A 20,622-nucleotide genomic window follows, 5' to 3' on the forward strand; every position below is an offset into this window, starting at 1 on the left:
AGCTGAGGATCAAATGACCATCAGCTTGTTGAATGATCGAGGATTCAGATTTCCCATTGATGATCACATTCGCGGCATTTCCATTTTTTCTGGTTTTGCATGAAGGCCTGCATGGAAATTTTAAAATCTGGCAGATCTTTATAAAACAGGAAGCCTGCGATCAGGCAGACAATAAACACAATTACGGTCGCCATCTGTAGGGTTGAACCCGCACCATCACCAAAAATCCACATGGCAATACTGATAATAACCAGCAGTAATAATACAAACAGGGCAGGTACCAGGAAAACCAGGCTTTTGGGTACGACAGGGCGTGCTGTCACTTGGCCAGGTTGGGCCAGTGGCATGATTTTTGGACTCTGACATTTAGGGCAGCGATATTGCATTACAACTCCAAAATTCTAAATTACTGATTATTTTATCGGAAGATAGGCAGAAACCGAAGACTGGCCAAAAAAAACATACAGACAATAAAAAACCCAAGTCATAATGCTTGGGTTTTTTATAAAGATGTTGCCATCTTGAATATGGCGTCCCTACGGGGATTCGAACCCCGGTTGCCGCCGTGAAAGGGCGATGTCCTAGGCCTCTAGACGATAGGGACAAATGAGGCAAATACACAGGCAAAGCAAGACTTGGTTTGGTGGAGTCAAGGAGGATCGAACTCCTGACCTCTACAATGCCATTGTAGCGCTCTACCAACTGAGCTATGACCCCAGTCTGTGTGAGCGCTATATTAGGGATATAACGCTCAGCCGTCAACAAAAAAATGAATTAAGCTTGATCGACTGCTTTATTTTTCGGCAACTTTAGGCTTTCATTCAGTTTTTCCCAAGTTTTTAGCTCTTTTTTGCTTGGGCCACCGACAATTTCTAGCGCATGACGTAAGCGGGCGAAGGTCAGGTCAGGGCCAATGGTGACCATGGTTTGCATCACTGGGGTAGATGCTGTTGAACCGGCAATTGCAATAAAGAAGGCTGGCATGAAATCACGCAGCTTGATTTCCATTTGAGCAGCCAGGTCCATTAAGGTTTGGCTTACCGTATCATTATTCCAGGTAAACAGGCTTTCCAGACGCCAGATTGCGAATTGCAGGCTTTGGCGAACCTGTTCTTCGGACAGCTTCTTGCTTTCAAACTGCGCTTTACTGAGTGTCGGGAAATGGTTGAAATAATGCGCTGACCAGTTGACAGCTTCAGACAGTAAATTAATACGTGGCTGAATCGCAGCAGCGATTTCTTCCAGTTTGGCACGGTCTGCTTTCCAGGCCAGTAAGGTATCTAATAGTTCAGCGGGAGACAGGGCTTTAATCCACTGACCATTAAGCCAGTTTAGTTTCTCAACATCAAAGATTGGGCCACCCAGAGAGACCCGTTGAATGTCAAAATGTTCGATCATTTTAGCCAAAGTGAACTTTTCACGCTCATCCGGCATCGACCAACCCATCCGGCCCAGATAGTTCAACAAGGCTTCCGGCAAGACCCCAATATCCTTGTAATAATTAATTGAGGTTGGATTTTTACGTTTGGACAGTTTGGACTTGTCCGGATTACGTAACAACGGCATATGGCACAGGGTAGGCATCTCCCAGCCAAAGTACTGGTATAGCAGCTGGTGTTTGGGTGCCGATGGAATCCATTCTTCACCACGGATCACGTGGGTGATTTGCATCAAATGATCATCGACTACGTTCGCCAGATGGTAAGTTGGCAGGCCGTCAGTTTTTAGCAGGATTTGCATGTCGACTTGCGCCCATGGAATTTCTACTTCACCGCGCAGCATGTCATTAAATGTGCAGATACCTTCAGTCGGTACTTTCATGCGGATAACATGCGGCTCACCCGCCGCCAGACGGCGCTCCACTTCTGCAGGCGAAAGCAGCAGGCCGCGGCCATCATAACGTGGGGTTTCACCGCGTGCTTGCTGCTCAGCACGCATCTGGTCAAGTTCTTCACTGGTGGCGAAACAATAGAAAGCATGGCCTTTTTCGACCAGTTCCAGCGCATATTGCTTATAGATGTCCATGCGTTCAGACTGACGATAAGGTGCATGCGGACCACCTACATCTGGACCTTCTGACCAGTTCAGGCCTAACCAGCGCAGGGAATCCAGAATCATCTTTTCAGATTCAGGGGTTGAGCGCAGCTGGTCTGTATCTTCAATCCGTAAAATAAACTCACCGCCATGTTGCTTGGCAAAGCACAGGTTAAACAGGGCGATATAAGCAGTACCTACATGAGGAAAACCAGTAGGAGAAGGGGCAATACGCGTACGAACAGTCATAGTCGAATAAGGTCTGGAATATGAATTTGCCTCTATTATAACGAAAAAGCCATCTACTGAATGCTTTATTCAAACATTGCATGAGATGGCTGTAAAATCGCAGGGAATGGTCAGATTAAGACTGGCCTACAGGCATTTAAGAATGGTTGGGGGAAAAAATGCTTTGTACAAAACGGGTAAAACGCTGGTTTTGTGCGGCAAAGAAATTTTGTGATGGGGTGATTTTTAGGGCCGTCTGCACTTTCAGATTATCTTCCGTATACAGGGTCTTATCTGTCTTGTGCTGTTGCAGCGCTTTTTCAATCGGAGAGTTTTTGACTTCGAGTTGGTTAATCAGAGTTTTAGGTGCAGTGTTTTTCACGACCACCGCATGACCGAACTGTGTAGTCAACAGCATGATTAGGCTCAGGATGCTGGTTGTCAATAGACTGGTTTTCATTTACAAACCTCCCCTTGGCTATGATTGGACTTATTTTGCTTAAAATGTTTTTTTAATACTAAGTCTACAATTTAATATAGAGAATTAAAACTGTATCACATTTTTTACAAAAAAGTCTAAATAATGGTATAAAACTTTACCAAAAACGGCATTTCCCCTCTTGAGGGCGTATTTTTAGCAAATAACTATGAAGAGAACGTGAAGAACTGTCTTTTATTGTAGCAAGAGATTCACTTTTAACCGAATTTGTATCTGTGTTTAAGACCTGAAAAACCTTTTAAAACCCTTTTTATTTGGTTGTTATTCTTATAATTATTTGATTTTAAATAAAATTATTTTTTTACAGAATACCTGAGCCTAACCGCTACTTTTCTTTATTTAAAGTAAAGCTCTTAGCTCTCAACTTTTGTAAAAAATGGATAATTGTAAAGGGTCAAAATCTCAACCAGGATTTTTAAATACTTTTTATAAGCTCCTCCAGAAATTAATCTGTTTAATGGTGCCTTATTGACTAGCTGTACTTAAAGCCACCCTGATCTACGGTCTGAGCCTGCTCGAAGCTCAAATTGGAAGGTTGATTATCCATTTTTCTCATATAGAAAGAATAAAATACTATATATTAGCGGAAGTCGGGTATCTTCAATTTTTTATTGAATAAAAACAATACATTGTACTTATATTGTTTTTATTCCATCAAGTTTTTCAGGGAGATGCTGAATTGCGATAAATCACTTTGTTCCATATAGTTCTCTCCATGATAGATGAACCTCCATATGGCTATGAAAACTGAATTGAAATCGTTGTTTCGTGCAGCATTACTGGCAACCGGTCTGGCGATGACTGCAACTGTGACCCAAGCCGCAGATCGTCAGTTCCTGAATGTATCTTATGATGCGACACGTGAATTTTATGATGAGTTCAATAAGTCTTTCGGTGCTTACTGGAAAAAACGCACCGGTGTGGATGTCAACTTTAAACAGTCACATGGCGGTTCTGGCAAGCAGGCACGTTCTGTTGTCGATGGCCTGAAAGGTGACGTTGTGACACTGGCGCTGGCAAATGATATTGAAGAAATTGTGCGTTCTGGACAGATTCAGCCAGGGTGGCAAAAAGAATTTCCGCATAACTCTGCGCCTTACACCTCGACCATTGTATTTATGGTGCGTAAAGGCAACCCGAAAGGCATTAAGGACTGGACCGACCTGACTAAACCGGGTGTGGAAATCATTACGCCAAACCCGAAAACTGGTGGTTTGCCACGTTGGGTCTATCTGTCTGCTTGGGGGTATGCTGAAAAACAGCCAGGCGGTAGCAAAGCCAAAGCGCAAGACTTTGTAGCTAAACTCTATAAAAATGTCAAAGTGATGGATTCGGCAGCACGTGCATCCATGACCACCTTCGCTGAGAGAGGCATTGGTGATGTGTTATTGACCTGGGAAAATGAAGCCTTGGTTACCCAAAAAACTTTGGGCAAGGACAAATTTGACATTATCTATCCATCTTTAACCATTCTTACAGAGCCTTCAGTCGCGATTGTAGACCGCACAGTGGAAAAAAATGGTAATAAATGGCTGGCGACTGGCTATATCAATTACCTGTATTCACCACTGGGGCAAGAGATGGCAGCCAAGCATTTCTACCGTCCACATAATAAAAAAGTACTGGCCAAGTATTCTGCACAATTCCCTAAAATCAACACCTTTACCATTGATGAGGTGTTTGGTGGCTGGAGCACAGCACAGAAAACTCACTTTGCCAATGGAGCGATCTTTGACCAGATTTACAATAGTAAACGTTAATCATCGTTTGGTTATTTAAGTTGTCCACAAAAAAGCCTCTTTGAAGAGGCTTTTTTGTTATTTTAGCCGGCTAAACATGCTGGAAAGAAAATAAAAATGGTTTTCTGCATGAAAAGTAATATTTATCTACAAAAAGTCATTTGGAGCTTTATACAAACAGAGTGATAATGTGCAGTTAAATTTTTCGCCTTAATTATTGAGTTGTTATGTCACATATTTCTGTACTACTTCACGAAACGATTGATGCCTTGCTGGCTGGTCGCAATACAGGAGTTTATGTGGATGGAACCTTTGGGCGTGGTGGACATACGCGTTTATTATTGTCGAAATTAGATGAACATGCGCGTGTTTATGCTTTTGATAAAGATCCGCAGGCTCTTGCCGTGGCAGCTGAGCTGGAACAGCAAGATCCGCGTTTTAAAATTATTCATGCCAGCTTTGCCGATTTAAAAGAGGCACTGGCTGAACAGGGCATAGACAGTGTGGATGGGGTTATGGCTGACCTGGGAGTGTCTTCACCTCAACTGGATCAAGCCGAGCGGGGCTTTAGTTTTATGAAAGACGGTCCCCTGGACATGCGAATGGATAATTCACAGGGACCTACTGCGGCAGAATGGCTGATCGAGATTGAAGAAGAGGCTTTGGCTAATATTATTTTCCAGTATGGCGAAGAGCGTTATAGTCGCCGTATTGCCAAAGCCATTAAAAAGGCCGGCTATATTGCAACCACAGGCGAGCTGGCAGAAATTGTTAAGGTGGCGCATCCTAAATGGGAAAAAAATAAGCATGCTGCCACCCGCACTTTTCAAGCAATTCGTATTGCTATTAATAAAGAATTGGAAGATATTGAAATCTTCTTGCCTCAGGCAGTCGATATTTTAAAACCGGAAGGCCGTCTGGCGGTGATCAGCTTTCATTCACTCGAAGACCGGTTGATTAAACAGTTTATTCAAAAAGAATCGACACTCGCAGAAGACTCGGGGTGGGGCATGCCGCAACAACAGAAGGATACGCGACGTTTAAAAAAAGTGGCTCGTGTAAAGGCAAGTGAGGAGGAGGTGAAGGCCAATCCTCGGTCACGCAGTGCATGGCTGCGGGTTGCAGAACGTTTAGCTTAATAGGCACATCATGAAAACTGAAGTGGTTGGTAAAAAAACAGATAAGTTGTGGCTGAAAAAAGCCGTTACTTATATCGTGCTGGTACTGATGATCTTTGTCAGTGCAGTATTTGTGGTATTTCAAGTGTTTGAATATCGTCAGGACAACCGGAAACTGAGTACCTATCTGCGTGAACGTGATGATCTGAATGCAGAATGGGGACGTTTGCTGATTGAACAGCAGACTTTTGGAGCGACTGCGCAGATTGGTACGCGCGCGGTTACCCAGTTAAGGATGTACTCGCCACCGGTGTCACAAAGCGTTGTGATTTCCTTACCACAGACTTCAGATGAGAAAAAATAAGGCTAGTGCTTCAACATGGTAGACAAGAGAAAAAAGCAACCGGTACGTAAAAGGCAGTCAGTCACTGATAAAAATACCTCAAATATTTATATCAACCGTTTCTATCTGATGTGGGCAGTGGTGCTGCTGTGTTTTATCGTTTTGATCGGGCGCGCCTTTTATGTGCAAATTATCAATAAAGATTTTCTGCAAAATAAAGCCAATGCCAACATTTTAAGAACCAATACCATCAAAGCCATGCGTGGCGTGATTTATGACCGCAATGGCGTGCCGCTGGCCATCAGTACGCCCATCATGAAAATCGTGATTGACCCGCGGGACTATTTTGAAAATAAACAGCTCTATGAAGAGACCATGCTGGCCTTGGAAAAAGAGCCAAATAGCCGCAAACTGAAACGTCAGCTGCCGGATAAAAACCTGAATCTGGATGAGCTGGCAGATGCTGTCGGGATGGATCGGGCCGAATTGCGCAAGAAAATGGATGAGCGTCAGCGTTCGCGTTATCTGGTGCTGAAAAAAGAAGTACCGCCCCAGCAGGCGGAGCTGATCATGCAGCGTAATTTTCAGGGTGTATATACTGAGAAAAATTATAAGCGTTATTATCCGCAGCCACAGCCGAACTCACAGATTATTGGTTTGACCAACAGTGAAGGTACGGGTATTGAAGGTCTAGAAATGCAGCTGAATACCCGCCTGGCAGGTAAAGATGGCGAACAGCAGATTATTCGTGATAAAAAAGGGAACCGTGTCAAGGAGCCGGAAGTCATCAAGGAAGTTGAGCCGGGAGAAAATATTACCCTGAGTATCGACTCACGCCTGCAATACATCATGTATCGTGAACTGACCGCAGCAGGGGTGGCGAATAATGCCCGTTCGGCGACTGCGATTGCGGTGGATGTTAAAACCGGGGAAATTCTGGCGCTCTCTTCCTGGCCATCGTATAACCCGAATGATAAAAATAGTTTGCAGAATAAAGATGCAATGCGTAACCGCGGTGCGATTGACTCTTTTGAGCCGGGTTCAACCATGAAACCGCTGACAGTGGCGATGGCTTTGGAAAGCGGTAAATACACCGCCAATTCAGTGGTCAATACCAGCCCTGGCAGTATGCGTGTCGGCAACCATACTATCCGGGATACCCATAACTATGGGCCATTGACCTTGGGCGGTATTATCCGGAAGTCTTCTAACGTTGGGGTTGCCAAACTAGCCTTGTCTTTGCCGTATGAAACACTGCCAACCTTCTATAAACGTCTGGGTTTTGGCCAGCGCTCTGCGGTGAAATTCCCAGGTGAAAGTGCCGGTTTGATTCTGCCGCCAAGCAAATGGAACGTCTCTGAAGTGGCCACCATGTCGTATGGTTATGGCCTAAATGCCACGGTCCTCCAGTTAGCCGATGCTTATGCAATGCTGGCCAATAAGGGCGTTAAAATGCCACTGAGCCTGTTCAAGCTTGAGGAGCAGCCCCAAGGTGAACAGCTGCTTGATCCAAAGATTGCGGATCAAGTTCTATTAATGATGGAAACAGCCACTTTACCAGGCGGTACTGCCACCCGTGCGGTGGTGCCGGGTTATCGTGTCGCTGGTAAAACGGGTACCGCACACAAGCTACGTGCCGACCGTAAGGGCTATTCGCAGAGTGAATACCGTGCTTTATTTGCCGGTGTTGCCCCGGTGAGTGATCCACGCATTGCCATGGTGGTGGTGGTGGAAAACCCGCAAGGCACCTACTATGGCGGTACAGTATCGGCGCCGGTTTTTGCGCGTGTGATGCAGGAATCCTTGCGCTTACTCAATGTCCCTTTGGACAAACCTTTAGAATCTCCCAAAGTCCAGTAAATAGGTGATTAATGTCTATTACATTCCAAGATATCTACACCGGGCCTGAAGCCGCCGATTGGATGTTACAGTCCTTTCAGGGGTTTGAGCTGGATAGCCGTAAAGTTCAACCGGGACAAATTTTTATTGCCCTGACCAGCTTGTCCCAGCCAGAAAAAACGGCACAATTTGCTCACCAAGCCTTGCAACAGGGAGCACTGGCTGTTATTTCGGAAACTGATCTGGGGCTGTCACCTGCACTGGTCGTGCCAGAGGTACGCTATCTGATGGGACAGTGGCAAAAGCAGTATTTACAGGCGGCTCAGCCAGTTAAACCAGTACGGATTCTGGCGGTAACCGGAACCAATGGCAAGACGACGATTTCCCGTCTGGTGGCAGAGTTGCTGATGCTACAAAGCAAGCCCTGTGCGGTGATGGGTACAACCGGAAACGGAATTCTGCCAAATCTGGAAGCCTCCTCGCATACCACACTGGATGCCTTACAGTTGCAACATGCCTTGCATGGCTATGCAAAACAGGGCGCAGAATTTGCTTCGATTGAAGCCAGTTCGCATGGTCTGGAACAAGGTCGCTTGAATGGTTGTGAGATTGAAATCGCGGCATATAGCAATTTGAGCCGGGATCATCTGGACTATCATGGGACTTTGCAGGCATATGCCGAAGCCAAGTCTGCGCTCTTCAAGTTTGCCGCTCTGAAAGTTGCCATTATCAATCTGGATGATGATTTTGCCGATGTGATGCTGAATGCTGCAAAAAATAATCCAAGCCAGCCTAAAATATTAACTTATTCATTGTCTCAGCCAGCAGACTATCAGGTGCAGGATATCCGCTACAGTATTTCCGGAGCTGCATTCAAACTACTGACTGCACAAGGCAGTTTTAGCATTCGTAGCCCGTTGCTGGGACACTTTAATATTGAAAACCTGGTGGCCAGCCTGATCATGGCAGAGCAGGCCGGTTTTGCACTGGCCGACTTAATCGCGACAGTGCCTGAACTGCAAGGTGCACCAGGACGTATGCAGGTGATTCGTGATGGTGAACGCCTGTTTGTCGTGGATTATGCACATACTCCAGATGCCCTGACTCAGGTGCTGGTTACACTGAAGCGCCATGCGTCGAAAAGGTTATGGGCAGCTTTTGGCTGTGGGGGAGACCGCGACCGTGGTAAACGCCCGCTGATGACTCAGGCTGCGCTGGAGGGCGCCGATATCGCCGTATTGACCTCGGATAATCCGCGTAGCGAAGATCCGGCACAGATTTTTGCCGACATGAAACAAGGCATTGATTTTTCAGGCAAGACCTATCATGAAATTCAGGACCGCCGGGAAGCCATCAAATACACCGTGAAGCATGCACAAGCAGGTGACATTGTGGTGATTGCCGGAAAAGGCCATGAAAACTATCAGGAAATTGATGGAGTTCGTCACTGGTTTGATGATGTGGTCGAAGTTCAGGCAGCAATTGATGCCCGGCATCATACGACAGATTCAGCATTTCCCGCGCATTAGGATTTTACATGCATACCTCAACCACAACGACCGCGGCGCTAGAGCCGTGGAGTATAGAACAATTACAGCAGGCCACCCAAGGCTATTGGCTGAATGATAAAAAGCCTGACGATCAGATCAAGCGAATTTTAACCGATTCACGTCATGCGGAAACTGGCGATGCGTTTTTGGCACTCAAGGGTGAGCGTTTTGATGCGCACGATTTTGTGGCACAGGTCGCTGACCAGGGCTGTCAGCTGGCAATTGTCAGCTCTCCGGTAGATGCCGATATTTGTCAACTGGTGGTAGAAGATACCCGCCTGGCACTTGGACATCTGGGTGCGTACCGCCGTCAGCAGCATTCACAGCTTAAAGTGATTGCCTTGACGGGGAGTAGTGGGAAAACCACCACCAAGGAAATGCTGGGCAGTATTCTTTCACGTCTGGCACCTACCTTGGTGACCCGAGGCAACCTGAACAATGATTTGGGTGTACCGATGATGCTGCTGGAACTGCGTGCCGAGCACCAGTATGCTGTGATGGAGCTGGGTGCCAGTCATCGCGGGGAAATTGATTACACCGCCAATCTGGTGCAGCCCCATGTTGCCGGAATTATCAATATCGGCACGGCTCACCTGGGTGAATTTGGCGGGCGCGATGGCATTTGCCAGGCCAAGTCGGAAATTTATGCGCATATTTCTGAAACTTCGATTGTGCCGGCAGCTGATGATTATGCCGAGACAATCCGTCAGGCCGTGAGTACCAAGCAGGTCTTGAGTTTCGGTGCGGGTGGCGAGGTCTATGCCAGCGAAATCGAGTTACAGTCCCAGTCGGCCCGTTTTGTCCTGAATACACCACAAGGTGCAAAAGTGGTTAATCTGCCATTTGCAGGTGAGCACAATATTGAAAATGCTACAGCTGCCGCTACCTTTGCGCTAGCAATCGGGATCAGCCTGGAGGATATTGTGGCAGGTCTGGAACAGGCTGTGGGAGCTAAAGGTCGTCTGAATTTTATTCAGCACAAAGATTTTTTATTTATTGATGATACCTATAATGCCAATCCGACCTCTATGCGCGCAGCTGCAGAAGTGCTGGCGCAGCAACCGGGCATCCGGGTCATGGTGACGGGAGATATTGGTGAGCTGGGTTCAGCTGCAGCAATGGAACATTATAAACTGGGCCGTGATCTGGTGTCTGTGAAAGGCTTAAACTTTGTTGTGGCAGTGGGTGAGTTTGCACCTGCGGCACAGGAAGGGGCACGTAGTACGCAATATGGTAAAAAAATGCAGGCTTTTTTAAATCAGGAGCAGGCATTGCCATTTTTAATTCATTTGATTGAAACACATCAACCTCAGCCGATGTCTTTCCTGTTTAAGGGGTCACGTTATACCCATATGGAAACCCTAATGGCTGCATTGATGGAGAAACTCTAAATGCTGTTATGGCTATTTGAACAATTGGCGGGCATTGACAGCTCGTTTCAGGTGGTACGTTATTTAACTTTACGTGCCTTGTTAAGTGTCCTGACGGCATTGATGATTGGTCTGGTTCTGGGTCCTATCATGATCCGCAAGCTGCAAGCCCTGAAATATGGTCAGGCGGTCAGCTCGTTCGCACCGGAAAACCATGCCAAGAAAATGGGCACTCCGACCATGGGCGGGATATTGATCCTGTTATCGATCGGGATTTCCACCTTGCTCTGGGCGGACCTTTCCAACCCGTATGTGTGGATTGTCCTGGCGGTGATGGTGATTTTTGGTGCAGTTGGCTGGGCCGATGACTGGATTAAAATCCGTTATAAAGATAATGCCGGTTTGCCTGCCCGTAAGAAATTTTTCTGGACGTCGGTCGGTTCACTTGGAGCCGGGATTGCACTGTATGTAATCGCGCAGCAGCAGACCAATCCGGTACATACTGCGAATATGCTGGATTTGCTGATTCCCTTCTTTAAAGATTTGAGTATTCCTTTATCAGTGATTCCACTGGGGATTGGCTTTATTATTTTCACCTATTTTGTGATTAATGGAGCCTCGAACGCCGTTAACCTCACCGATGGACTGGATGGTCTGGCGATTATGCCAGTGGTTCTGGTGGCGGCTGGTCTGGGGGTGTTTGCCTATCTGGCGGGAGATGTGCGTTTTGCTAACTACTTGCATATTCCCTACGTAAAATATTCGTCTGAGCTGGTGATCATCTGCGCTGCCATGATTGGTGCCGGTCTGGCTTTCCTGTGGTATAACGCCCACCCGGCGCAAGTATTCATGGGTGATGTCGGCGCTTTATCCTTAGGCGCGATGCTGGGTACGATCGCCGTAATGGTGCGTCAGGAAATTGTATTTGCCATTATGGCCGGTGTATTTGTCGTCGAAGCCATTTCAGTTTTCCTGCAAATCGGTTCATTAAGAATGCGTAATAAACGTGTCTTCCTGATGGCACCGCTACATCACCATTATGAGAAAAAAGGCTGGCGTGAAACTCAGGTGGTAATTCGTTTCTGGATTATTACAATTATGCTGGTAGTTTTGGGCTTAATGACCTTAAAATTGCGTTAAGTAATGCATTGGAAAAAGTCGGCGCATGCCGGCTTTTTTGTTTTGGAGAAAATGATGAATCTACTCATGTGCCCAGTCTGTCGTGAGCAGCTTAGCTTAAATGCGCGTAGCTGGCGCTGTGAGAATCAGCATAGTTATGATGTGGCCAAGCAGGGTTATGTGAATCTGCATGTGGTACAGCATAAACACAGTAAAAATCCGGGCGATACACCAGAATCGGTGCAGGCACGCCGGGCTTTTTTAAGTGCAGGTCATTACGCCCCCTTACAGCAGGCGGTCGTCAGAAAAATCCGTGAGCTGCGGATTGAAAACCTGCTGGATATCGGCTGTGGTGAAGGCTATTACACTGATGCCATGCAGGCTGAAGTAATGCAATGTGTCGGTGTCGATATTGCCAAGAATGCCATTCAGGTGGCCGCCAAGCTAAATAAAGAAGTGACCTGGGTGGTGGGGACCGGGGCAACCTTGCCGGTACTGGATGAGTCGATTGATTTGTGTACCAGCTTATTCAGCCCGATTCCACAACAGGAGATTCTGCGGGTTCTGAAACCGAAGTCATATTTGATGGTGGTGACCCCAGCACCACAGCACTTATATGCTCTGCGTGAAGCCCTATTTGAAGAGGTGAAGCCGCATGAACCACAAAAGTTTGTCGAGCAGCTCAAAGATGGCTTTGATCTGCTCAGTGAACAGCTAGTAGAAGCCCCTATGACGCTGTCACAGGCTGATCTTAAACATCTGATAGCCATGACCCCCTATGCCTATAAGGCCAAAGCGGAACGCCGTCAGGCACTTGAGCAGCAGGAGCAGTTTGAGTTACAAGCTCACTATCAGATTTATCTGTTTCAAAAGAAATCACTTTAAAAAATCACGCAACAAAAAGCCCTCACTGGAGGGCTTTTTTGATGCGGGCTGTAAAATTTACTGTACTTGTTGGATCAGGTTGTCGAGCGCATCAGCACGTTTGGGTTGTAAGGGCTGTTCCTGTGACGTCGGTGGAGTCACAGGTGCTGGCGCCGGCTCTTCGGCTGGAAGAGTAATTTTCTCTCCCGGCAGATCGTCAAAATCACTCTCTGCACGCTTCGGTACCACCACTGGGGCAGGGCGGTACAGTGGAGTTGCCAGTGGCGGAGATGAAGGATCCCGTTGTTCGGCTTCTGGCACTTCCTTAGAGCGGTTTAGAGGAGCTTTGGCATTTCGGTCCAGGCGTACCCAAGCCTCTGGCTCGCCTTTTAAAGCATTGCCCATGAAGTCAGTCCAGATTGGCAGGGCAGCGACTCCTCCATATTCACGACGACCTAAAGTGGTCGGCTGGTCAAAGCCCACCCAGGTTACTGTAACCAGTTTGCCATTGAAACCTGCGAACCAGGCATCTTTGGCGTCATTGGTGGTTCCAGTTTTCCCGCCAATATCACCACGCCCAATTCTTAGGGCAGCGCGTCCGGTACCATGCTGAATGACATCACGCAGAATATTGGCCATGTCATAGGCCGAGCTGGATTTTAAAATACGCTGTGCCTGACGATAGTTGCTGGCTTCAGCTGAAATCTGTGGTGCCACAGTTTTCTTTTCCAGTGCTGCATTATTCAGCTCAATAGCTTCATCATCAGGCCTGATCACTTCAGCCGAAGCAGGAGCGTCTGCTTTGGTATTAAGACATGAAATGCAGGCATATTCAGGTTTGGCCATAAAAATGGTATTGCCATGCGCATCTTCAATACGGGTAATAAAATGGGGCTGAATGCGATAACCGCCATTGGCAAAAGTTGCATAGCCTGTGGCCATCTGGATGGGTAAAACCTGTGGTGTACCGAGTGCAATAGTATAGTTACGCGGAATCTGGCTATCTTGCAGACCAAAATCCATAAACAGCTGCCGGGTGCGTTCAATACCGACTGACTGTAGCAGGCGTACCGAAACGGTATTACGGGATAGATAAAGTGCACGGCGTAATGGAATCATACCTAGGTAACGGCCATCCGAGTTACGTGGACTCCATTTACCAATAGTGATTGGCGCATCATTCACCATGGTATGTGGGGTCATGCCACGTTCTAAAGCCAGTGCATAAACGAAGGGCTTAATGATCGAACCAGGTTGCCGCCAGCCTTGAATGGCCCGGTTAAATTTGGACTGATAAAAATTATAGCCGCCTACCACCGCTTCAATCGCACCATTATTCGGGTTGATTGCAATCAGCTGACCCTGTGCTTGCGGAATTTGCACCAGTGACCAGGAGCTTTTATCCTGATTAGGTCTTAAACGGACAATATCTTTAACTTGAACAACTTGTGATGCTCGGTTCGGTGCAGCCCCCACGCTGTTGACGTTACGATAGGGACGCGCCCAAGACATGCCTGACCAAGGAACAGTCACAGTCGTACCATCCTGCATCAGAGCTTCAAAGCTATTCTTATGCACCTGAGTGACCTGAGCAGGAAAAGTATTGGCATAGGCACGGAAATTGCTCAGTGGCTGATTATGGGCTTCTGCCCCACGCCAGCCATGACGGCGATCATACGCCTCCAAACCATTTTGCACAGCTTGTTCGGCATAGGCCTGCCGTTGACTATGAATGGTGGTATAGACTTTATAGCCGGAATCTACAGCCTGCTCTCCCAGGTTTCTGACCAGTTCTGCCCGGACCATTTCGCCCACATAGGGAAATTTGTTACGGGTACTGCGATCCGGCATATCCAGGTTAACTGGCTCGGCAATAGCCTCTTGGTATTGCGTCTGGTTGAGATAACCCAATTGCAGCATACGTCCCAAAATCCAGTTGCGGCGCTCTAAAGCACGTTTGGGATTGGCGACCGGGTTATAACGGGAAGGGGCTTTGGGTAAACCTGCAATCATTGCCATTTGGGCAGTCGAAAGCTCTTCCAGACTTTTGTTATAGTAAATTTTGGCAGCTGCCGCGATGCCATAAGCATTTTTACCCAGGAAAATTTTATTGACATATAACGTCAAAATTTCTTCTTTTTTCAGGTTCTGTTCAATTTTTCGTGCCAGAAAAATTTCAGTCAGCTTACGCTTTAAAGTACGTTCGGGACTTAAATAATAATTCTTTGCAACCTGCATGGTGATGGTGGAACCGCCCGTCTGTACATCGGAACCCGTTACACTTTCACTGAGTGCCCGTCCCAGGCCTTTAAAACTGATGCCGCTATGCTCAAAAAAGCTGGAATCTTCGGCCGCCAGAAAGGCATGAATAAACTCAGGTGGAATTTGTTCATATTTCACGGGAACCGAAAGTTTGCCGCCATACTCGGCAATTAGCTCATTATCCGCACTAAAAACTTGCAGGGGCTTTAATAGGGGGGCCTTTTGCAGTGTGGACATTTCAGGCAAAGATGGGGCAATATAGAGATACATGCCATAGAAACCCATCGGAACTGAGATCGCTATAATAATAATGATCAAAAAAAATGGATGAACAAGGCCTGAACAAGATAGCTTTTTCATAACAAGTAAGTTTTAATAAGAGCTAATGGCAAACTAATGAGCGATCAGTATATCCTTTAGATATGCATATTGTTAGATGAGTTATTGTATCTATATAAAATTATAGGCGTACTCAGTTGGTAAGCTGTATTTTTATTGGGGATAAAAAAATAATAGGAAAATGATGGTGCGCAGATTATATCGTAAGCCAAATAAGGGGTTAATGGGGGTTGATATTAGTTCGACTTCTGTAAAGTTGTTAGAGTTATCTGTAAAAAGTGGCCGTTATTGGGTAGAAAGCTATGCACTGGTTCCTTTACCAGAAAGCAGTGTGGTTGAAAAAAATATTTTAAATCCAGAAGCTGTGGGAGATGCTCTGGCACGTGCGATTAATCTAGCCAGTCTCCAATCTAATCAAGCCGCTTTTGCCATTCCAACTTCAATGGTGATTACCAAAACTATTGAAATGGACGCTGATATGTCTGATGAGGAACGGGAAATTCAGATTCGTGAAGACGCTGAACAATATATTCCCTTTCCTTTGGATGAGGCCAGTCTGGATTTTGAAGTCCTGCCGGATCGCCTCGCGAACCCAAACCGGGTCAATGTGCTCTTGGTTGCGACCCGAATCGAGAATGTCGAAACACGTTCTGAAGTGCTGCAAATCGCTGGAGTAACTCCCAAGATTGCCGATGTCGAAAGCTTTGCGCTGGAGAATGCCTTTAAGGTATTTTCAGACACCTTGCCGATGGGGGTCAATACGGTCGGTATTCTGGATATCGGACATAGCATGACCACCCTGTCTGTTATGCAAAACAATAAAATCATTTATACCCGTGAACAGGTGTTCGGTGGCAAACAGCTGACTCAGGAAATCCAGAATCGTTACGGACTGTCTTTTGAGGAAGCCGGGCGTGCCAAAAAAAACCGTGCCTTGCCGGATGATTATGATGTCGAAGTATTGGAGCCGTTTCTGGATGCCGTGGTGCAACAGGCTGCGCGTTCCTTGCAGTTCTTCTTTTCATCTTCACAATTTAATGAAATTGATCATATTTTATTGGCAGGGGGGAATGCCAATATTCCGGGGCTGGCGAAATTGTTACAGCAGAAACTAGGCTACCGGGTCACCATCGCAAATCCATTTTTACAAATGGGCTTTGCTCCTCAAATCGATATTAAAAAAATTGAAAATGATGCGTCCTCACTCATGATTGCATGCGGTTTGGCATTGAGGAGTTTTGATTAATGGCAAGAATTAACCTACTTCCTTGGCGTGATGAGCTAAGAGTTAAAAGAAATAATGAATTTGTGGCAATTTGTGTGGGGGCACTTTTTCTGGGGTTAGCAGCAGCAGGATCGACCTGGTTTTACTATGACCATAAGCTGCAGGATCAGGAACAGGCCAATCAGCTAATTGTCAGTACGAACCAAAATCTGGATGTGCAGCTGAAGGCTCTGGAGGGCTTGCAAGAACAGCGTAATGCCATTGTGGAACGCATGAAGCTGATTCAGGGCTTACAGACCCAGCGCCCAATTGCGGTACATCTGATTGATGAGATTGTACGGGTCACTCCAAGCAATATGTACATTACCAAATTTCAGCGTAGTGGCGATAAATTTACCATTGAAGGTAAAGCTGAAAGCCCAAATACGGTTGCAGAATTATTACGTAATCTGGAAGCTTCCTCCTGGTACCGGAATGCGTTTATGAATGCATTTCTGGTGGCAGAAGCCTCAAAAGAAAAAGCGCCTAGTTCGGTTATTCCACGTGTGGAAGAATCCTATGGAAGTTTTACGGTAACGGTTGATCTGGATCAGATTAATCAGCCTGTCCTGACCGAAGAACAACAGCCAGTTAGTCCTGCAGCGGGAGCATCATCATGAGTAATCAAGAATTTGATGAGTTCAGCCAAGAGACAGTGGCTGTTCCTAGAAAAAAAATGACGGTTGAAAAGTTCTTTCAGCAGTTTAATACCCTGGACCCGAATAATTACGGTAGCTGGCCTTTATCGGTCAAGATTAGCTGCTGGATTTTTATTATCGTCCTGATTTTTATGCTGGTGTATTTTATTGTGATTCGCAGCACCATTGAATCGATTTCGCAGGCCAATGCACAGGAACAGAACCTGCTCAATGAGTTCCGTGAAAAAGAATCTAAATTGCGTAATTTGCAGCAGTATCAGATTCAGTTACAGGAAATGGAAGCACGTTTTAACCAGCAGTTAGAACAGTTGCCTAAAGAAACTGAAATTCCGGGGCTGGTCGAAGATATTAACCTGAGTGGAGTGAACTCTGGTTTAAAATTCAAAAATATTCGTCTGGAGCCTGAAGTTAAGCAAGAATTCTTTATTGAACAGCCCATCGCTATTGAGGCCACTGGGGACTATCACGCATTTGGTTCTTTTGTCAGCAGCATTGCCGGTCTATCCCGGATTGTAACGCTGCATGATTTCACTATTAGCGGTACTGAAAGCCAGGAAAAGAAATCTGAAATTCCTGTGATTGACTATATCGTTAAAGCCAAGACTTATCGTTATGTTGGGAATAGTGATGATGCCTCATCCCCAACGAATAACGCCAGTACCACGGGGGCTCAATAATGAATATCATTAAAATGACATCGGCCTTGACCCTTGGTTTTTTACTGGCAGGCTGTGAATCCAGAATTGATCTGGTCAATCAGGAAATGGCCAATATTCGTAATCAGCCGCCTTTACCGATTGAGCCTGCGCCAGACTTTTTGCCTGTAGAAACGTTTAATTATGCAGCCCATTCACTGAAAAGCCCTTTTTTACCAAGCTCACTGGCAGCTGAACTAAAAATTATGGCAGGTAAGCGGGTTTATCCAAATTTATCACGTCAATTACAGCCATTGGAAAGTTATCCGCTGGAAACCTTGAGCATGAAAGGGACAATGAGAAATCAGGCAGGACAGATTCTGGCTCTGATGCAAACTCCAGACGGCGAAATTGAGCGGATACAGCGGGGCAGTTATATGGGGCTGAATCATGGTCGAGTGGTTAATATTACACCCACTCAGATTGACTTGATTGAGATTATTCCAGATGGCCGTGAGGGGTATGTGGAACGACCACGAAGTCTGGTTCTGATCGGACCAGCGCCATAAGTTTTAAGGAATAAAAATGAATAAGAGTATGAAAGAATTTATTTTTGGGGATGCTAATACAATGACTCATGTGTTTCGTCAGTTTTCAATGGGGGCTGTAGCGATTGCGGTCATGCAGGCAGCAAGCGCACAGGTGGCCTTGACCAATGTGGTCGCAATGCAGATTCCTGGACAAGGTACAGAAATTCGGGTCATGTTCAATGGTTTGCCACCGCAACCACAAGCGTATCAGTTGGAATCTCCTTCCCGGCTCATTCTGGATTTTGATCAGGCCCAGCAAAATCTTAAACAGGCCCATATTCCGGTCGCTACAGCTGAAGCTAATTCCGTGGATGTCAGCTCGGATGCTGAGCGTGCGCGCTTGACAGTGAACCTGGCTAAAGCAGGGGCGTTCACCACGCGCACTGAAGGTAATACCTTTATTCTTAAAATTAATTCGGCCAGCTCGCTAGCAACTGTACAGCCGGTTATAGAACAACAGAAAGTGGCTCAAGGCATTAGCAATATCAGTTTCCAGCGTGGTTCCCAAGGTGAAGGCCAGGTGGTGATTGATCTGGCCGGCAGTAATACCCCGGTAGATGTACAGCAGCAGGGCACTAAAGTCATTGTGCGCACTCTTGGAAGCAAGATTCCTGCGCATTTAACGCGTCGCTTGAATGTGAATGATTTCGCTACGCCTGTGTCGACAGTAGATGCTGTTAACCAGAATGGCAGTGGTGTTATTACTATCCAGTCAGGTGAAAGTTATGAATATATGGCCTATCAGACAGATAACCGGCTGACGATCAGCCTGAAGCGCCCTGAAGCGAAAAGTCCGCTACGTCCCAAAGAAATGACTTATACGGGCAAGAAAATCTCGCTTGATTTCCAGGATATTGAGGTACGTCGTGTGCTCCAGCTGCTGGCTGATTTTACCGATATCAATATGGTCGCAGCTGATAGTGTGCAGGGAAATATTACCTTGCGCTTGAAAGATGTGCCTTGGGATCAGGCGCTGGACATTGTACTGAAAACCAAAAATCTGGACAAGCGCCGTAATGGCAATGTCATCTGGATTGCACCGGTTACTGAATTGATCAAAGCTGAGGAAGAAGAGGCCAAAGCCTTAGCGCAAAGCGTAAAACTGGCACCGATTCAAACGGAATATATGCAGCTCAGTTATGCTAAAGCAGCAGAAATTGAAAAACTGATTACACAAAATAAAGGGTCATCCAATTCAGGCAGCTCAACTGGGAGCAACAATAATGATGATAAGGAAAGTTTATTAAGTTCACGTGGTTCTGTTTCTATTGATGCCCGTACCAATACTTTAATTGTCAATGATACTCAGGCTTTTATTGACAAAATTCGTAACCTGGTTGATCTGCTGGATGTACAAGTCAAGCAGGTGATGGTGGAGGCGCGCATCGTACGGGCCACGACTGACTTTACCAAAGAAATGGGCGTGAAGTGGGGTATTCTGTCACAGGGGATTACTAATAATAATCACCTGCTGGTGGGCGGGAGCGATACTACAATATGGGATCTTAGAGAACCTGAACTCGATAGTGAAACTGGTCGCTGGACTTATGATATTCAACGACCAGATAACCTGAATGTAGACCTGGGAGTCACCAGCCCTGGTGCCAGCCGGATTGCTTTTGGCCTAATCAGTTTATCTGACTTTATGCTTGACCTTGAGCTTTCTGCCTTGCAGGCTGACGGTTATGGCGAAGTTATCTCGACGCCTAAAGTCATGACTGCAGACAAGCAAAAAGCGATAGTTACGTCCGGTTCGCAGATTCCTTATCAGTCTGCAGAAGGGGGCGGTGCGAATGCGGTTTCAACTACCGAGTTTATTGATGCAACCTTAAGTCTGGATGTAACCCCAAGTATTACCCCAGATGGTAAGGTTCAAATGGAACTGAATATCACCAGTGACTCTCCAGGAAACCCGACGCCAACAGGCCAGTTAACGATCAACAAAAATCAGATCAATACCAATGTATTGGTCGGTGATGGAGAAACAGTAGTACTGGGCGGTATTTTTGAGCAGGAAACCCGTAATGCACAAACCAAGGTTCCATTCCTGGGAGATATTCCGTATTTAGGGCGTTTATTCCGTAAAGATTTGAAATCGGACAACAAGCGCGAGCTGCTGATTTTTGTTACACCTCGAATTGTTAATGACAGTGTTTCAAGAAATCATTAA

Annotated in this window: 17 protein-coding genes and 2 tRNA genes; 13 read left to right on the forward strand and 6 right to left on the reverse strand. The window is 46.2% G+C overall.

The window, feature by feature from the left end:
- Window positions 1–44: 44 nt before the first annotated feature.
- The 5 genes from E2K74_RS05375 to E2K74_RS05395 all read right to left on the reverse strand — a co-directional run bounded on the left by E2K74_RS05375 (window position 45) and on the right by E2K74_RS05395 (window position 2,722).
- The gene (locus E2K74_RS05375) at window positions 45–386 is read right to left on the reverse strand and encodes a hypothetical protein (RefSeq protein ID WP_151206663.1); all 342 of its coding nucleotides are present in this window, start codon (window positions 384–386) and stop codon (window positions 45–47) included.
- Window positions 387–528: 142 nt separating this feature from the next.
- Window positions 529–604, reverse strand: a tRNA-Glu gene (locus E2K74_RS05380).
- Between the two features lie 37 nt (window positions 605–641).
- Window positions 642–717: transfer RNA gene (locus tag E2K74_RS05385), tRNA-Ala, on the reverse strand.
- Between the two features lie 57 nt (window positions 718–774).
- Window positions 775–2,283, reverse strand: coding sequence for a glutamate--tRNA ligase (gene gltX, locus E2K74_RS05390; protein WP_151206664.1), 1,509 nt, complete (start codon window positions 2,281–2,283; stop codon window positions 775–777).
- A 136-nt stretch (window positions 2,284–2,419) separates the two neighbouring features.
- Window positions 2,420–2,722 carry a hypothetical protein gene (locus E2K74_RS05395; RefSeq protein WP_151205326.1) on the reverse strand — a complete coding sequence of 101 codons (303 nt, stop codon included), beginning with the start codon at window positions 2,720–2,722 and terminating at the stop codon, window positions 2,420–2,422.
- A gap of 779 nt (window positions 2,723–3,501) precedes the next feature.
- On the opposite strand from E2K74_RS05395, the gene E2K74_RS05400 reads away from it, so the two are divergent.
- From E2K74_RS05400 to E2K74_RS05435, 8 genes are all read left to right on the forward strand, one after another.
- On the forward strand, window positions 3,502–4,521 hold the full coding sequence (locus E2K74_RS05400; protein WP_151205330.1) for a sulfate ABC transporter substrate-binding protein: 1,020 nt from the start codon (window positions 3,502–3,504) through the stop codon (window positions 4,519–4,521).
- A gap of 206 nt (window positions 4,522–4,727) precedes the next feature.
- Window positions 4,728–5,639 carry a 16S rRNA (cytosine(1402)-N(4))-methyltransferase RsmH gene (rsmH, locus tag E2K74_RS05405; RefSeq protein ID WP_151206665.1) on the forward strand — a complete coding sequence of 304 codons (912 nt, stop codon included), beginning with the start codon at window positions 4,728–4,730 and terminating at the stop codon, window positions 5,637–5,639.
- A 10-nt stretch (window positions 5,640–5,649) separates the two neighbouring features.
- Window positions 5,650–5,982: a cell division protein FtsL gene (ftsL, locus tag E2K74_RS05410; RefSeq protein WP_151205328.1), complete on the forward strand. Its 333-nt coding sequence runs from the start codon at window positions 5,650–5,652 to the stop codon at window positions 5,980–5,982.
- A 15-nt stretch (window positions 5,983–5,997) separates the two neighbouring features.
- Window positions 5,998–7,821 carry a penicillin-binding protein PBP3 gene (gene ftsI / locus E2K74_RS05415; protein WP_151206666.1) on the forward strand — a complete coding sequence of 608 codons (1,824 nt, stop codon included), beginning with the start codon at window positions 5,998–6,000 and terminating at the stop codon, window positions 7,819–7,821.
- A gap of 11 nt (window positions 7,822–7,832) precedes the next feature.
- The gene (locus tag E2K74_RS05420) at window positions 7,833–9,329 is read left to right on the forward strand and encodes a UDP-N-acetylmuramoyl-L-alanyl-D-glutamate--2,6-diaminopimelate ligase (protein WP_151206667.1); all 1,497 of its coding nucleotides are present in this window, start codon (window positions 7,833–7,835) and stop codon (window positions 9,327–9,329) included.
- A gap of 8 nt (window positions 9,330–9,337) precedes the next feature.
- Window positions 9,338–10,741 (forward strand): UDP-N-acetylmuramoyl-tripeptide--D-alanyl-D-alanine ligase, encoded by a 1,404-nt coding sequence (locus E2K74_RS05425; protein WP_151206668.1) that lies wholly within the window; start codon window positions 9,338–9,340, stop codon window positions 10,739–10,741.
- Window positions 10,742–11,860, forward strand: coding sequence for a phospho-N-acetylmuramoyl-pentapeptide-transferase (mraY, locus tag E2K74_RS05430; protein ID WP_151206669.1), 1,119 nt, complete (start codon window positions 10,742–10,744; stop codon window positions 11,858–11,860).
- Window positions 11,861–11,914: 54 nt separating this feature from the next.
- On the forward strand, window positions 11,915–12,724 hold the full coding sequence (locus E2K74_RS05435) for a putative RNA methyltransferase (RefSeq protein WP_151206670.1): 810 nt from the start codon (window positions 11,915–11,917) through the stop codon (window positions 12,722–12,724).
- Between the two features lie 57 nt (window positions 12,725–12,781).
- On the opposite strand, the gene ponA is transcribed toward E2K74_RS05435, so the two are convergent.
- Entirely contained in the window at window positions 12,782–15,325 is a 2,544-nt protein-coding gene (ponA, locus tag E2K74_RS05440) for a penicillin-binding protein PBP1a (RefSeq protein ID WP_151206671.1), read from the reverse strand.
- 166 nt (window positions 15,326–15,491) lie between these two features.
- Here ponA and E2K74_RS05445 point away from each other — a divergent pair, with 166 nt between their 5' ends.
- Genes E2K74_RS05445 through pilQ form a run of 5 tightly spaced genes read left to right on the forward strand, consistent with a single transcriptional unit; the run spans window position 15,492 to window position 20,622 of the window.
- Window positions 15,492–16,550: a pilus assembly protein PilM gene (locus E2K74_RS05445; protein WP_151206672.1), complete on the forward strand. Its 1,059-nt coding sequence runs from the start codon at window positions 15,492–15,494 to the stop codon at window positions 16,548–16,550.
- Window positions 16,550–17,188 (forward strand): PilN domain-containing protein, encoded by a 639-nt coding sequence (locus E2K74_RS05450; RefSeq protein ID WP_151205180.1) that lies wholly within the window; start codon window positions 16,550–16,552, stop codon window positions 17,186–17,188. The genes E2K74_RS05445 and E2K74_RS05450 overlap by 1 nt, the downstream gene beginning before the upstream one ends.
- Entirely contained in the window at window positions 17,185–17,904 is a 720-nt protein-coding gene (locus E2K74_RS05455) for a type 4a pilus biogenesis protein PilO (protein WP_151205181.1), read from the forward strand. Before E2K74_RS05450 ends, E2K74_RS05455 begins: the two co-directional genes overlap by 4 nt.
- Window positions 17,904–18,431 carry a pilus assembly protein PilP gene (locus tag E2K74_RS05460; protein WP_151206673.1) on the forward strand — a complete coding sequence of 176 codons (528 nt, stop codon included), beginning with the start codon at window positions 17,904–17,906 and terminating at the stop codon, window positions 18,429–18,431. The genes E2K74_RS05455 and E2K74_RS05460 overlap by 1 nt, the downstream gene beginning before the upstream one ends.
- A 16-nt stretch (window positions 18,432–18,447) precedes the next feature.
- A complete protein-coding gene (pilQ, locus tag E2K74_RS05465; protein ID WP_151206674.1) occupies window positions 18,448–20,622 on the forward strand; it encodes a type IV pilus secretin PilQ family protein in 2,175 nt (724 codons plus the stop codon).

It is taken from the genome of Acinetobacter sp. RF15B, from assembly GCF_007558235.1.
Classification (GTDB): Bacteria; Pseudomonadota; Gammaproteobacteria; order Pseudomonadales; family Moraxellaceae; genus Acinetobacter; species Acinetobacter lwoffii_C.

Excerpts from the sequence above, each read along its gene's own strand:
- ftsL (WP_151205328.1), top strand. The coding sequence starts at position 5,650 with ATGAAAACTGAAGTGGTTGGTAAAAAAACAGATAAGTTGTGGCTGAAA.
- mraY (WP_151206669.1), top strand. The coding sequence starts at position 10,742 with ATGCTGTTATGGCTATTTGAACAATTGGCGGGCATTGACAGCTCGTTT.
- ponA (WP_151206671.1), bottom strand. The coding sequence starts at position 15,325 with ATGAAAAAGCTATCTTGTTCAGGCCTTGTTCATCCATTTTTTTTGATC.
- E2K74_RS05455 (WP_151205181.1), top strand. The coding sequence starts at position 17,185 with ATGAGTAATCAAGAATTTGATGAGTTCAGCCAAGAGACAGTGGCTGTT.
- E2K74_RS05375 (WP_151206663.1), bottom strand. The coding sequence starts at position 386 with ATGCAATATCGCTGCCCTAAATGTCAGAGTCCAAAAATCATGCCACTG.
- E2K74_RS05420 (WP_151206667.1), top strand. The coding sequence starts at position 7,833 with ATGTCTATTACATTCCAAGATATCTACACCGGGCCTGAAGCCGCCGAT.
- E2K74_RS05425 (WP_151206668.1), top strand. The coding sequence starts at position 9,338 with ATGCATACCTCAACCACAACGACCGCGGCGCTAGAGCCGTGGAGTATA.
- rsmH (WP_151206665.1), top strand. The coding sequence starts at position 4,728 with ATGTCACATATTTCTGTACTACTTCACGAAACGATTGATGCCTTGCTG.
- gltX (WP_151206664.1), bottom strand. The coding sequence starts at position 2,283 with ATGACTGTTCGTACGCGTATTGCCCCTTCTCCTACTGGTTTTCCTCAT.
- pilQ (WP_151206674.1), top strand. The coding sequence starts at position 18,448 with ATGAATAAGAGTATGAAAGAATTTATTTTTGGGGATGCTAATACAATG.
- ftsI (WP_151206666.1), top strand. The coding sequence starts at position 5,998 with ATGGTAGACAAGAGAAAAAAGCAACCGGTACGTAAAAGGCAGTCAGTC.
- E2K74_RS05400 (WP_151205330.1), top strand. The coding sequence starts at position 3,502 with ATGAAAACTGAATTGAAATCGTTGTTTCGTGCAGCATTACTGGCAACC.
- E2K74_RS05435 (WP_151206670.1), top strand. The coding sequence starts at position 11,915 with ATGAATCTACTCATGTGCCCAGTCTGTCGTGAGCAGCTTAGCTTAAAT.
- E2K74_RS05395 (WP_151205326.1), bottom strand. The coding sequence starts at position 2,722 with ATGAAAACCAGTCTATTGACAACCAGCATCCTGAGCCTAATCATGCTG.
- E2K74_RS05450 (WP_151205180.1), top strand. The coding sequence starts at position 16,550 with ATGGCAAGAATTAACCTACTTCCTTGGCGTGATGAGCTAAGAGTTAAA.
- E2K74_RS05460 (WP_151206673.1), top strand. The coding sequence starts at position 17,904 with ATGAATATCATTAAAATGACATCGGCCTTGACCCTTGGTTTTTTACTG.